Annotated in this window: 11 protein-coding genes (1 of these 11 running past the window's edge); 6 read left to right on the forward strand and 5 right to left on the reverse strand. The window is 61.6% G+C overall.

The window, feature by feature from the left end; genetic code table 11:
* Positions 1-8: 8 nt before the first annotated feature.
* On the reverse strand, positions 9-617 hold the full coding sequence (gene hisB, locus J3A65_RS18215; RefSeq protein WP_062577203.1) for an imidazoleglycerol-phosphate dehydratase HisB: 609 nt from the start codon (positions 615-617) through the stop codon (positions 9-11).
* 213 nt (positions 618-830) lie between these two features.
* On the opposite strand from hisB, the gene hslV reads away from it, so the two are divergent.
* The 5 genes from hslV to J3A65_RS18240 all read left to right on the forward strand — a co-directional run bounded on the left by hslV (position 831) and on the right by J3A65_RS18240 (position 7,621).
* Entirely contained in the window at positions 831-1,358 is a 528-nt protein-coding gene (gene hslV, locus J3A65_RS18220; RefSeq protein ID WP_062463013.1) for an ATP-dependent protease subunit HslV, read from the forward strand.
* Between the two features lie 74 nt (positions 1,359-1,432).
* Positions 1,433-2,740 (forward strand): ATP-dependent protease ATPase subunit HslU, encoded by a 1,308-nt coding sequence (gene hslU / locus J3A65_RS18225; RefSeq protein WP_062577159.1) that lies wholly within the window; start codon positions 1,433-1,435, stop codon positions 2,738-2,740.
* A 199-nt stretch (positions 2,741-2,939) separates the two neighbouring features.
* Entirely contained in the window at positions 2,940-3,875 is a 936-nt protein-coding gene (locus J3A65_RS18230; RefSeq protein ID WP_162728268.1) for a DUF1402 family protein, read from the forward strand.
* 43 nt (positions 3,876-3,918) lie between these two features.
* Positions 3,919-5,322, forward strand: a complete 1,404-nt coding sequence (locus tag J3A65_RS18235) for a cytochrome P450 (RefSeq protein WP_209902672.1) — start codon at positions 3,919-3,921, stop codon at positions 5,320-5,322.
* Between the two features lie 124 nt (positions 5,323-5,446).
* Positions 5,447-7,621, forward strand: coding sequence for a malate synthase G (locus tag J3A65_RS18240; RefSeq protein ID WP_209902674.1), 2,175 nt, complete (start codon positions 5,447-5,449; stop codon positions 7,619-7,621).
* Positions 7,622-7,697: 76 nt separating this feature from the next.
* On the opposite strand, the gene J3A65_RS18245 is transcribed toward J3A65_RS18240, so the two are convergent.
* Positions 7,698-8,381: a L,D-transpeptidase gene (locus J3A65_RS18245; protein ID WP_113167228.1), complete on the reverse strand. Its 684-nt coding sequence runs from the start codon at positions 8,379-8,381 to the stop codon at positions 7,698-7,700.
* Positions 8,382-8,569: 188 nt separating this feature from the next.
* Here J3A65_RS18245 and J3A65_RS18250 point away from each other — a divergent pair, with 188 nt between their 5' ends.
* A complete protein-coding gene (locus J3A65_RS18250) occupies positions 8,570-9,058 on the forward strand; it encodes an MmcB family DNA repair protein (protein WP_113109942.1) in 489 nt (162 codons plus the stop codon).
* Between the two features lie 10 nt (positions 9,059-9,068).
* On the opposite strand, the gene J3A65_RS18255 is transcribed toward J3A65_RS18250, so the two are convergent.
* The 3 genes from J3A65_RS18255 to hrpB form a co-directional block, all read right to left on the reverse strand.
* On the reverse strand, positions 9,069-9,644 hold the full coding sequence (locus tag J3A65_RS18255; protein ID WP_192078935.1) for an ActR/PrrA/RegA family redox response regulator transcription factor: 576 nt from the start codon (positions 9,642-9,644) through the stop codon (positions 9,069-9,071).
* Between the two features lie 67 nt (positions 9,645-9,711).
* The gene (locus J3A65_RS18260) at positions 9,712-11,037 is read right to left on the reverse strand and encodes an ActS/PrrB/RegB family redox-sensitive histidine kinase (protein WP_209903605.1); all 1,326 of its coding nucleotides are present in this window, start codon (positions 11,035-11,037) and stop codon (positions 9,712-9,714) included.
* A 126-nt stretch (positions 11,038-11,163) separates the two neighbouring features.
* Positions 11,164-13,358 carry the 3' portion of an ATP-dependent helicase HrpB gene (gene hrpB / locus J3A65_RS18265; protein WP_209902677.1) on the reverse strand. The gene runs 304 nt beyond the window's last position, so only the last 2,195 of its 2,499 coding nucleotides appear in the window; its start codon lies off the right edge, out of view; the stop codon is at positions 11,164-11,166.

Here is a 13,358-nt window from a genome sequence, read left to right on the forward strand (position 1 = left end):
TGGAAGCGTCAGGCAAGCGTACCCTTGGTCGAAGGAACGCGATTGGCCTGCCGCGGATCGATTTCGGTCGCGATGCGCAACACGCGCGCCACGGATTTGAAGCAGGTCTCGGCGATATGATGGTTGTTGGCGCCGTAATGGTTGAGGATATGCAGCGTGATCCCGGCATTCTGGGCCAGCGCGTTGAAGAATTCCCGCACCAGTTCCGTATCGAACGTGCCAATCTTCGGGGCCGAAAACGAAACGTTCCAGACCAGGAAGGGCCGGCCCGACACGTCGACCGCAGCTTTCGTCATCGTTTCGTCCATGGCGAGATCGAGCGAGGCATAGCGGGCAATGCCACGCCTGTCGCCGAGCGCCTTGGAAATGGCCTGGCCAATCGCGATGCCGGTATCTTCCACCGTATGGTGATCGTCGACATGCAGGTCGCCCTTCACGTCGATCTCCATGTCGATCAACGAATGGCGCGAAAGCTGGTCCAGCATATGGTCGAAAAACCCGACGCCCGTCGAAATCTTTGACGTGCCGGTGCCGTCGAGATTGACGGAAACCGAAACGGAAGTCTCGTTGGTCTTGCGGGAAACGCTTCCCGTGCGTGCGGCTGTCGTATCGACCATCATGTCACCCATGCTTATTCTGCGCGCTCCATATCAGGCGCAAGATCAAATATCCAGCAAAAGCGCGGTCGAAGCAGGGCCGTCACGCTGCGCCGTTTCGACAAGATTGTATTCGGCGGATGCCCACTTACATAGGGCACAACGGAGCCGCCATGAACGTCGCTGGGGCTTGCAATCGAAGGCGCCCTTCAGGGGCTTTTAGAGGTATATGGAATGACAACGATTATTACGGTCCGAAAGGGCGGCAAGGTGGTGATGGCCGGTGACGGTCAGGTGAGCCTCGGTCAGACGGTGATGAAGGGCAATGCCCGCAAGGTGCGCCGCATCGGCAAGACCGGTGATGTGATTGCCGGTTTCGCAGGCGCCACGGCCGATGCCTTCACGCTTCTCGACCGTCTCGAAAAGAAGCTCGAGCAGTATCCCGGCCAGCTGATGCGCGCCGCCGTCGAACTTGCCAAGGACTGGCGCACCGACAAGTATCTGCGCAATCTCGAAGCGATGATGCTGGTGGCCGACAAGTCGATTACGCTCGCCGTCACCGGCAACGGCGATGTGCTGGAGCCCGAGCACGGCACGATCGCCATCGGCTCTGGCGGAAACTATGCCTATGCCGCTGCCCGTGCACTGATGGACACGGACATGTCGGCCGAAGAGGTTGCCCGCAAGGGGCTCGATATCGCGGCCGATATATGTGTCTACACCAATCACAATCTCGTCGTCGAAACGCTCGACGCCGAATAACGCCATCCTAGCCAGAGGATCTCTCACGGGCCGGGCCTGACAGGACGGTTGACGAGGGACGCCAAGAGGAACTCATGACCAATTTTTCTCCCCGGGAAATCGTTTCCGAGCTCGATCGCCACATCATTGGCCAGCACGACGCCAAGCGCGCCGTTGCCATTGCGCTTCGAAACCGTTGGCGCCGTCATCAGCTGGACGAAAGCCTGCGTGACGAAGTCATGCCGAAGAACATCCTGATGATCGGGCCGACCGGCGTCGGCAAGACGGAGATCTCTCGTCGCCTTGCAAAGCTAGCCGGCGCTCCCTTCATCAAGGTTGAAGCCACCAAGTTCACCGAGGTCGGCTATGTCGGGCGTGACGTCGAACAGATCATCCGCGATCTCGTCGAGATCGGCATCGGCCTGATCCGTGAGAAAAAACGCACCGAAGTGCAGGCGAAGGCGCAGGCAAGTGCCGAGGAGCGCGTGCTCGATGCGCTCGTTGGATCGACGGCCTCTCCTGCCACCCGCGACAGTTTCCGCAAGCGCCTGCGCAGCGGCGAGCTTGACGAGAAGGAAATCGAGATCGAGGTGGCCGACACCAGCTCGGGCATGCCCGGCTTCGACATTCCCGGCATGCCGGGCGGCAATATCGGCGTTCTCAACCTCTCCGACATGTTCGGTAAGGCGATGGGTGGGCGCACCAAGAAGGTCAAAACCACCGTTGCCAAGTCCTACGGCGAACTGGTGCGCGACGAATCCGACAAGCTGATCGACAACGAGGTGATCCAGCGTGAAGCGGTGCGTTCGGTCGAGAATGACGGCATCGTGTTCCTCGACGAGATCGACAAGATCGCTGCCCGCGACGGCGGCATGGGTGCCGGTGTTTCACGTGAAGGCGTGCAGCGCGACCTGCTGCCGCTCGTCGAAGGCACCACGGTCTCGACCAAATACGGACCGGTAAAGACGGATCATATCCTGTTTATCGCCTCCGGCGCCTTCCATGTGTCGAAGCCATCGGACCTTTTGCCGGAACTCCAGGGCCGTCTGCCGATCCGCGTCGAGCTGAAGCCGCTGACCAAGGAAGACTTCCGCCGCATCCTGACGGAAACCGAGGCAAGCCTGATCCGGCAGTACAAGGCGCTGATGGGCACCGAAGATCTGGCGCTCGACTTTACCGATGATGCGCTCGACGCGCTGGCCGACGTCGCGGTGCATCTGAATTCCACCGTCGAGAATATCGGTGCCCGCCGGCTGCAGACGGTGATGGAGCGGGTGCTGGACGAGATTTCCTTCACCGCGCCCGATCAGGGCGGCACGGCGATTACCATCGATGCCGAATATGTCCGCAAGCATGTCGGCGATCTCGCCAACGATACCGACCTGTCGCGTTACATCCTCTGACCTTCAATTCGTGGCAGCCGGGCAACGTCCGGCTGTCGCTCACGCTGGCAGTGACGCTATTTTGAATGCCACTCTCTCGACATTACAGCATCTCTTCACGTAAGGGTGACGCGCTTTCGTGATGCGCCGCTCTCCCCCACCTGACTGTTTCAGCGTTTGGAGCGTTATCGGTGCAGACCGTAATTGGGACACGACAATTTTGAAACGCCTCCTGCTTGCATTTCTGATGACCGTCGCATGGACGGCCGCTTCCACGACCTACGCGGCCGCGGTGACCATCGTGCCGGAAGGCAACCGCAATACGGTGCAGCCGAAAGTGCCGGGTGCCTCCGTGCGCCGAACCCGCGCCGGCCGCACCACGTTCGACGACAAGTATGAAAAGATCCGCGATCTGCTCGCAACCGACAAGAAACTGATCGGCAAGATCAGATCTGCGGCAGCGGCCTACGGCTTCGATCCGATCCATATCGTCGGCGCGATCGTTGGCGAGCACACCTATAATGTCGATGCCTATGACCGGTTGCAGACCTATTACATCAAGGCCGCCGCCTATGCCGGCAACAGTTTCCGCTTCGGCTACGACGACGAATCGATCAAGGATTTTCTAGAGCGCCCGCAATTTGCGAAATGCAGCACGGGTCTCGACTCCTACCGTCTCTGGACCTGCCGGGAAAATGTCTGGGAAGACGCTTTCCGTGGCCGCAAGGTCGATGGCAAGGCGTTTCCGGACAATCGTTTCAGCGCGGTCTTCTTCCAGCCCTTCTATGCCGGCCAGACCTTCGGCCTCGGCCAGCTCAATCCGCTGACGGCGATGATGTTTTCAGACACCGTCGCCCGCGTTTCCGGTTACCCGAAGCTGGACGAGAACAAGGCATCGGAAGTCTATGACGCGATCATGGACCCGGACAAATCGCTCGCCTACATGGCGGCGAACATCCGCCGTTCGATCGACGACTACAAGACGATTGCGAATGTCGATATCTCCCGCAATCCCGGCATCACAGCCACTCTCTATAACACCGGCGGCTCGGCACAACGGGCGGCAGCCTTGAGGGCGCGCGGCGGTTTGCCGGAAGAGAATTATTACGGCTGGCTGGTCAACGACAAGATCGCCGAGTTGAAATCGCTCTTCTGAGTTCTGATATGTTCTTCATCTCTTAAAGATGAGGACCCTTCATATGGACATGCGCCCCGAACCTTTCGTGCCACCGGCACCGGAGCCGCGCACCGTCCCGCCGTCGCGGCTGGAAGTCATCCGCACCGTGATGCGCAATCCGCTCGAATTGTGGGGAAAGCCGTCCTACACGCTTCCGTGGATCGAGACGAAGTTCCTGAAAGAACGCACCCTCATCGTCAACGATCCGGGCCTTATCCGGCACATTCTTGTCGATAATTCCGCCAATTACGAGATGTCGGAGATCCGTCAGCTCATCCTGCGGCCGATCCTGCGTGACGGGTTGCTGACGGCGGAAGGGCCGGTGTGGAAGCGCTCGCGCAAGGCGATGGCGCCGGTGTTCACGCCGCGCCACTCCCGCGGTTTTGCCGGCCAGATGCTGGCAAAGTCGGAGGAATATGTCGAGAAATACGAGGCCGACCATCCTTCGGGCGCGGTCCACGACATCTCGGTCGACATGACGGAACTTGCGTTCGCCATCCTTTCCGAGACACTGTTTTCCGGCGAGATCGTCACCGAGAGCGAGAAATTTTCCGATGACGTCGACAGCCTGCTGCATCGCATGGGCCGTGTCGATCCGATGGATCTTCTGCGCGCCCCTCCTTGGGTACCGCGCTTGACGCGGATCGGTGGCCAGCGCGTGCTGGACAAGTTCCGCAAGGTCGTCGCCGATACCATGATCCAGCGCCAGAAGCGGATCCGCGAGACGCCGGATGCCGTACCGCAGGATTTTCTAACATTGCTGCTGCAGCTCGAAGGGCCCGACGGCCTGACGATGGCCGAAATCGAAGACAATATCCTGACCTTCATCGGCGCCGGCCACGAAACGACGGCGAGGGCGCTCGCCTGGACGCTGTATTGCGTCGGCCAGTCGCCGCATGTGCGCGATGCGATGGAAACGGAGATCGATCAGGTCTTGGGCGAAGGGGCCGAACCGGTCGACTGGCTGGAGAGAATGCCCTGGGTGAGGGCGGCTTTCGAGGAAGCGCTGCGGCTCTATCCGCCGGCGCCCTCCATCAACCGCGCGGCAATCCGTGGCGATCGCTGGACCAGCCCGACGGGCGAGACCGTGACCATCGATGCGGGCGTGACGGTTCTCGTCATGCCATGGACGCTGCATCGGCATGAACTCTACTGGGAAAAGCCGCGTGCTTTCATGCCGGAACGCTTCCTTCCGGAAAACCGCGGCAATATCAATCGCTTCCAGTACCTGCCGTTTGGGGCAGGGCCGCGGACCTGCATCGGTGCCGTCTTTGCCATGCAGGAGGCGGTGATCGCGCTTGCCGTGTTGATGAAGAGTTACCGGTTCGATGTGGTGCCGGGCACCAAAGTCTGGCCGGTTCAAAAGCTTACCACCCAGCCGCAGGACGGAATACCGATGAAGGTCACCCGGCGGCGCTCCACGTGAAACACCTCTTGTAAGCGGTCCATATCGGCCCATGATTTCATGGTCGATGGCATCGTCGGCGATTGACAGACAAGGTCTTGCGGGCAATCTGCATGTCACCAAAAAATCATACGGGAGGCGCGGCATGACTCGCATCGAAAAAAACGGACTGCAGATCGATCAGAAGCTGCACGACTTTCTGGTTACGGAAGCGCTTCCCGAGACCGGTATTAATGCCGACCATTTCTTCGCCGAGTTTTCCGCGATCGTTCACGACCTTGCGCCGAAGAACCGGGCGCTTCTGTCCAGGCGCGATGCGTTTCAGCTCGAGATCGACGAGTGGTACCGCAAGCACGGTGCACCGAACGACCTGGCTGCCTACGAGGAATTCCTGCGCGAGATCGGCTATCTTCTTCCCGAAGGACCCGATTTCCAGGTCTCGACGGAAAACGTCGATCCGGAAATTGCCGGCATCGCCGGCCCGCAGCTCGTCGTCCCCGTGATGAATGCACGCTATGCACTGAACGCAGCCAATGCGCGCTGGGGTTCGCTCTACGATGCGCTTTACGGCACGGACGCCATCCCTGAAACAGATGGTGCCGACAAGGGCAAGGGCTACAATCCGGTTCGCGGCAAACAGGTAATCGCCTGGGTGCGCGACTTCCTCGATCAGTCGGCCCCGCTTTCCGGCGCCAGCTGGAAGGATGCAGCCTCCTTCAAGGTGGAAGATTCGGCCCTGTTCGTGACGCTGTCGAACGGCGAGGTGACAGGCCTGACCGATCCGACGCAGTTTGCCGGCTATCTGGGCGAGCCGAACCGGATCCTGCTCGTCAGAAACAACCTACATGTCGAAATCGTCATCGATCCGGCAACCGCGATCGGCAAGGACGATCCGGCTCACATTTCCGATGTCAGGATCGAATCGGCGATCACCACAATCATGGACTGCGAAGATTCGGTCGCGGCTGTCGACGCTGAGGATAAGGTTGCCGTCTATCGCAACTGGCTCGGCCTGATGAAGGGCGATCTAGCGGAAGAGGTTGCCAAGGGTGGCAAGAACTTCCTGCGCACGCTCAACCCGGATTTTGACTATACGGCGCCCAATGGCGCAACCGTCGAAGTCAAAGCCCGCTCGCTGATGCTGATCCGCAATGTCGGCCACCTCATGACCAACCCGGCCATTCTCGACCGCGACGGCCATGAAGTGCCCGAAGGCATCATGGATGCTGTCGTCACGGCGCTGATCGCCATCCACGACATCGGTCGCAAGGATGGCGGCATCACCGGCCGCCGCAAGAATTCGAAGCTCGGCTCCATGTATGTGGTCAAGCCGAAGATGCACGGGCCGGAAGAAGTGGCCTTCGCAGCCGAGATCTTCACGCGCGTCGAACAGGCGCTCGGCCTTGCCGACAATGCCATGAAGATGGGCATCATGGACGAAGAGCGCCGCACCACGATCAACCTCAAGGAAGCGATCCGCGCCGCGAAGGAGCGCGTCGTGTTTATCAACACCGGCTTCCTCGACCGCACCGGCGACGAGATCCACACCTCGATGGAAGCCGGCCCGATGATCCGCAAGGGCGACATGAAGCAGGCGGCCTGGATTGCGGCCTATGAGAACTGGAATGTCGATATCGGTCTCGCCTGCGGGCTGTCCGGCCATGCACAGATCGGCAAGGGCATGTGGGCGATGCCGGATCTGATGGCGGCGATGCTGGAGCAGAAGATCGGTCACCCGAAAGCGGGCGCCAACACCGCCTGGGTCCCGTCACCGACGGCCGCCACTTTGCATGCCACCCACTATCACAAGGTTGATGTGGCAGAGGTCCAAAAGGGGTTGAAGACCCGTACCCGTGCGAAGCTCTCCGATATCCTGTCGGTTCCGGTCGCCTCGCGGCCGAATTGGACGCCGGAAGAAATCCAGCGCGAACTCGACAACAATGCGCAGGGCATTCTCGGCTACGTCGTGCGCTGGATCGACCAGGGCGTCGGCTGCTCCAAGGTGCCGGATATCAACGACATCGCGCTGATGGAAGACCGCGCGACCCTGCGCATCTCGTCACAGCATATGGCCAACTGGCTGCACCACAAGCTCGTCACCGAAGAGCAGATCGTCGAGACGCTAAAGCGGATGGCGGCAGTGGTCGATGGCCAGAACGAAGGCGATCCGCTCTATACGCCGATGGCAGCTAACTTCGAAGCCTCGGTCGCCTTTCAGGCAGCGCTCGAACTGGTGCTCAAGGGTCGCGAACAGCCGAACGGCTATACCGAACCGGTTCTGCACCGCCGCCGGCTGGAACTCAAGGCAAAGGCCGGTTAATCCGGCCCGTCGCTCAGACAACAAAAAAGCCGCCGGGAAATCCTCGGCGGCTTTTGCATTTGCAGGCGTTGAACCGTTACTGAATCACGACGACCTTGGTGTTGCGGCCCGGACGGACGCGGCTGTAGAGGTCGATCACGTCCTGGTTCATCAGACGGATGCAGCCCGACGAAGCGGCGGTGCCGATCGAGGCCCATTCCGGCGTGCCGTGCAGGCGAAACAGCGTGTCCTGGCCCTTTTCGTTGAACAGATACATGGCGCGTGCACCAAGCGGGTTCGACAGACCGGGACCCATGCCGTTTTCGACATAACGGGCGATGTCAGGCTTGCGCACTGCCATTTCCTTCGGCGGATGCCAGTTCGGCCATTCCTGCTTCCAGGCAACATAGGCGGTACCCGACCATGCGAAGCCCTGCTTGCCGACGCCGATACCATAGCGCATCGCACGACCACCCGGCAGGATGAAATAGAGATGACGTTCGCGGGTATTGACGATGACCGTGCCCGGGCGCTCATTCGTCTCGTAATTGACGACCTGGCGAACGAACTGAGGCTTCACCCGGTTGATCGGGATCGCCGGCAGGGTGTAACCTGCATCGGTGATCGACCCATACGAATCGGTAAAGATCTGCGCCGTCTCGATACGGACCGGAGCTTCGGCCTGGGCGACCGTCCTGGGTGTGTCGGACGTAGTGGAGCAGCCGGCCAGGGCAGAGGTTGCCAACAGGCCGAGTGCGAGCATGCTGTTGCGAAAGCGCATGGATGTCTCTTGATGTACGAATCGATTGAAATGGGCGCTCAGGCGCCTTCGGACCCGTTATTTTCCATAGCGCAGCGCTTGGCAAGCGATAGCAGTAAGCCAGGGGATCGCGCTTCCACGAATGCAAAAGGCAATGTCCTTTTTGCAACATCCGTAACCCCCCGGAGGGGCTGTGACAGGTCAAGTGCATGACGATATTGAATATTGCCAATAATAACCCGCTGGTCGACGGCCGTCAGTCGTCGCGGGCCATGATGGTCCGCCGCGGCATGCAGATCCTGCTCCATGACATGCGGCACGCCATTCTTCCGGAAATGGCGCTTTCCAATGGCCGCCGCGCCGATCTGATAACGGTGTCGGAGAAGGGCGAGATCTGGATCATCGAGATCAAGACCTCCATCGAAGACTTCCGGGTCGATCGCAAATGGCCAGATTACCGCGCCTCCTGCGACCGGCTGTTCTTCGCCACCCACAAGGACGTGCCGCTCGATATCTTTCCGGAAGATTGCGGCCTGTTCCTGTCCGATGGCTACGGCGCCCACCAGATGCGCGAGGCACCGGAACATAAGCTGGCGCCCGCATCGCGCAAATCGATCATGCTGAATTTCTCCCGCCTCGCCGCGCGAAGGCTGATGCTGGCCGAATGGGCGACCGGCAAAAGCTTCGACGACATCTGACCGGCGAGACTTACTTCGGTGCGCGCTTGGCAAGGATCCGCTGCAGCGTGCGCCGGTGCATGTTCAGCCGCCTTGCGGTTTCCGAAACATTGCGCTCGCAAGCCTCGTAGACGCGCTGGATATGTTCCCAGCGCACCCGATCGGCAGACATCGGGTTCTCGGGCACATCCGCCTTTTCGCCCGGGCGCTGCATCAAGGCGTTGAACACATCGTCCGCATCCGCAGGCTTGGACAGATAGTCGAGCGCTCCAAGCTTAACAGCCGTCACCGCGGTCGCGATATTGCCGTAGCCGGTCAGCACCACGATCTTGGTGTCCGAACCGGACTTCTGGATGGCTTCGATCACGTCGAGACCGTTGCCATCGCCCAGCCGCAAATCGACCACGGCATATTTCGGCGGGCGCGCTTCAGCCTTGGCGATCCCTTCGGCAACCGATTCGGCTGCATCCACAATAAAGCCGCGGCTTTCCATGGCGCGCGCCAGGCGGCGCAGGAACGGGCCGTCGTCATCGACGAGCAGCAGGAACGGATCGTCCCCAAGCTGGGGATCCTCGAGTGCCGGAATGGTTTCAGAATTCGTATCCATCGTCTGTCTCCACGGACAACGGTCCGTTGCTGCACTTCAATATGGGTCGCGTTGGCAAAGCGGCCACTCATTTTATCGCCGGCCGGTCCATCAGGCTGCGCGGCCATTCGATCCGGATCCGGGCGCCTGCCTTGCCGGCATCGCGGTTGCCGAACTTGAGCGATGCCCCCGATCGCTCCAGCAGCGTCTTGGCGATGAAGAGCCCGAGCCCGAGCCCACCCGCGCTTTCGTCTTCGCGAGACCGCGTGGTCATATAGGGCTCGCCGATATGGGCGAGTATATCCGGCGCATAACCGGGACCATCATCCTCGATCGTGATGGCAACCCGCGAAGCCGTGTGTTCGGTGGTCACCGTGACCTTCTCTCTGGCATAATCGACGGCATTCTCGACGAGGTTGCCGAGACCATAGAGAATTGCCGGGTTGCGATTGCCGACCGGCTCGCCGGCAATGTCGCTTTTTTCGACGAGTTCCACATCGATGCCGAATTGCCGATGCGGCGCAATCACTTCCTCGATTAGCGACGACAGCGGCAGACGGCGCATATGCTCCTCGCTCTCGGTCGACAGCGATGTCAGCCGGCGCAGGATATCGCGGCAGCGCTCGCTCTGGCTGCGCAGCAAAAGCACGTCCTCGCGAAACCGGTCGTCTTCGCGCAGGTCGCGCAGCATTTCCTTGGCAACGACGCTGATCGTGGCAAGCGGCGTTCCAAGCTCGTGCGCGGCCGCTGCCGCCAGTCCGTCGAGCTGCGAGAGGTGCTTTTCCCGCTCCAGCACCAGTTCGGTCGCGGCCAGCGCATCCGCCAGCAGCGCCGCCTCGCTCGACACCCGGTATGCATAAAAGGCCGCAAACATCATCATCGAGGCGATCGCGCACCAGACGCCAATCTGCATCACCGGCTGCGTCTCCAGCGTCTGGCCCGCATACCAGGGCACGTCGAACGGCGAAAAGGCGATGGTGGTGGTGCAGATCAGGGCAAACACGATCAGCATGATCGAATGGCGCAAGGGTTGCGACGCAAATGAAATGATCACCGGCACGCAGATCAGCGGCGCAAAGGGATTGGCAAGGCCACCGGTGATAAACAGGAGCGAGGCCATCTGCAGAAGATCGAAGCCCAGAAGCGCAATGACGGACCGCGGTCCGAGCCGATGCGTCGCGGGAAACCAAGCAGACAGAGTGAGGTTTGCCACGGCAAGCGCCGCGATCAGGATTGCGGCCTCCATCAGGGGCAGCGGGAACTGCAGCACGAAGGCGACAATCACCACCGTTGCCGTCTGTCCGGCAACCGCAAGCCAGCGCAGCCGCACCAGCGTCTGCAGGCGCATCCGCCGGCTGGATCGGCTGCGCACCGCATCGGAAAGGGCGATGACGCCGCTTTCGCTGGTCGCCATCTCGTCGCCGGACATGTCTCTGGTCGCCATCTCTTCTATGTCCCGCTTTCCGCTTCGACTGTCACGACGCTTTTCATAGCGCGCCGCACCTCTTGGTCGCAGGCGGCATTCTGTCACGTCTGCCTATCATGTCCCGCGCGGTTTCGCCCGCGCCGTCGGCAGAGCCTCTGCCGGATCTTCCGGCCACGGATGTTTCGGATAGCGTCCGCGCATGTCGGCGCGCACATCCTTCCACGATCCTGACCAGAAACCGGGCAGGTCTCTTGTCGTCTGGATCGGCCGGTGCGCCGGCGATGTCAGTTCGAGCAGCAGCGGCAGGCGCCCGCCCGCTACAGCCGGATGGGTCTTCAGCCCGAACAGTTCCTGAACGCGGATCGACAGGGTCGGCTCGTCTCCATCATAGCGGATCGGATGACGCTGCCCGGTCGGCGCTTCGAAATGCGTCGGCGCCAAGCGGCCGAGCTCCTGCAGGATGTCGTAGGGAACAAGCGAGCGCAGCCCGTCCGAAAGACTGCCGGGCTGGATCGTATCGATGCCGGAGGCCTGTCCCTGAAACGGAACGAACCACTCGGCAAGCCGGTCCAGCAGCGCCGCGTCATCCATATCCGGCCAGGGCTCACCGATCGTGCGGTGAAGGAAACCCAGCCGTTCGCGCAGCTGCGCGCCATCCTTGGAAAACGGCAGGACCTGAAGGCCCAGCTCCCGCACACCCTCGGCAAGTGCCAGGGCTGCGGCTTCGCCCGTCTTGCGGGGCAGCGGCTTTTCCTCAAACACGATGGCGCCAAGCCGCGTCACCTTGCGGGCCCGCAGCTTCAGGCTCTGGCGGTCGAACACCGTCTCGTCCTGGCGCACGATCAGATCGTCGAGCTCGGCCTCGATCTCGGCACGACTGGTTTCTGCTGCCGCAAGGATCCGGGCTTTGACGGCCCGCCCGGAAAGATCGGCGATAACAAGCATGGATGCACCGGCAAGCCGCTCGGTTTCGGGCAGTTCCGCCCCGCGGCCGTTTGCCATCACAAACCGGCCACGCCCGCCGCGCTGGATCGCCACCCGGTCCGGATAGGCGTGCAGCAGAAGCTGGCCGGCTGTCGCTGGCAAACCCGGTTGCGTCTTGCGGGGCAGGCCGGAAGCGATCCGGTCCGCAAGCCGCCTTGCCGCGTCGGCACGCTCGCCTTTCTCATTGCGGAAACGTCGCAGCCTCTCGTCGAGGTCCACATCCGATCCGCCAAGCCCCTGTTCGGTCAGGAGCACTGCCAGCAGGCAAGCCTGACGGCCATGGCCGTCGTCTGCCGCCGAAATCGTCATCGCCGCAAGCCGCGGCGGCAGCGCCATGTCGCGCATGGTCTTGCCGCGCGCTGTCAGCCGACCCTGCTCATCGAAGGCCCCGAGCTGGGTGAGAAGGCTTTTCGCTTCCTTGAAGGCGGCCGCAGGCGGCGGATCGAGAAACGCCAGCGATGCCGGATCCTCCACGCCCCAATGGGCAAGGTCGAGGACGAGGCTAGAGAGATCGCTCGCGAGGATCTGCGGTGGCGTGAATGCCGGCAGGGCCGCCGTCTGGCCGGGATGCCACAGACGAATGGCGATACCCGGTTCGGTTCGCCCGGCACGTCCGGCCCGCTGATCGGCCGAAGCGCGCGAGGCCCGCACGGTCTCCAGTCTGGTAATGCCCGTCGAAGGCTCGAACACCGGCAGCCGCTGCAAACCGCTGTCGATCACGAGACGCACCCCGTCGATCGTGATCGACGTTTCAGCGATCGAGGTCGCAAGCACGATCTTGCGCTGTCCGGCAGGGCAGGGCCGGATCGCCAGATCCTGATCGCGCTGCGAAAGATTGCCATAAAGCGGCACGACCAGCGTTTCCCGGCCGAAACGACCCTGCAGCCGCTCAACCGTGCGCAGGATTTCCGCCTGGCCCGGCAGGAAGGCGAGGATCGAGCCGGTTTCCGATCGGTGCGCTTCAATGATCGCGCGCGAGACCGTATCCTCGATCCGCTCGCCCGCCGGCCTGTCCTGATGGCGGATCTCGATCTGGTGGCCTCGTCCCTCGCTGACGATGACAGGAGGATCGGAAAGCAGCCCGGCAACGCGCTCGACATCGAGCGTCGCCGACATCACGAGGATGCGAAGGTCTTCCCGCAGCGCCGACTGGACATCGAGCGCCAGTGCCAGCCCGAAATCCGCATCAAGCGACCGTTCGTGGAATTCGTCGAAGATGACAGCGGAAATGCCCGCAAGTTCGGGATCGTCGAGCACCATGCGCGCGAACACACCTTCGGTGACCACCTCGATCCGGGTTGCCGCGGAAACCCGGTTGTCGAGAC

The sequence above is a fragment of the Rhizobium sp. PvP014 genome (assembly GCF_017876855.1).
Lineage (GTDB): Bacteria > Pseudomonadota > Alphaproteobacteria > Rhizobiales > Rhizobiaceae > Neorhizobium > Neorhizobium soli.

Excerpts from the sequence above, each read along its gene's own strand:
- hslV (WP_062463013.1), top strand. The coding sequence starts at position 831 with ATGACAACGATTATTACGGTCCGAAAGGGCGGCAAGGTGGTGATGGCC.
- J3A65_RS18260 (WP_209903605.1), bottom strand. The coding sequence starts at position 11,037 with ATGGCGACCAGCGAAAGCGGCGTCATCGCCCTTTCCGATGCGGTGCGC.
- hisB (WP_062577203.1), bottom strand. The coding sequence starts at position 617 with ATGGTCGATACGACAGCCGCACGCACGGGAAGCGTTTCCCGCAAGACC.
- hslU (WP_062577159.1), top strand. The coding sequence starts at position 1,433 with ATGACCAATTTTTCTCCCCGGGAAATCGTTTCCGAGCTCGATCGCCAC.
- J3A65_RS18255 (WP_192078935.1), bottom strand. The coding sequence starts at position 9,644 with ATGGATACGAATTCTGAAACCATTCCGGCACTCGAGGATCCCCAGCTT.
- J3A65_RS18245 (WP_113167228.1), bottom strand. The coding sequence starts at position 8,381 with ATGCGCTTTCGCAACAGCATGCTCGCACTCGGCCTGTTGGCAACCTCT.
- J3A65_RS18250 (WP_113109942.1), top strand. The coding sequence starts at position 8,570 with ATGACGATATTGAATATTGCCAATAATAACCCGCTGGTCGACGGCCGT.
- J3A65_RS18240 (WP_209902674.1), top strand. The coding sequence starts at position 5,447 with ATGACTCGCATCGAAAAAAACGGACTGCAGATCGATCAGAAGCTGCAC.
- J3A65_RS18235 (WP_209902672.1), top strand. The coding sequence starts at position 3,919 with ATGGACATGCGCCCCGAACCTTTCGTGCCACCGGCACCGGAGCCGCGC.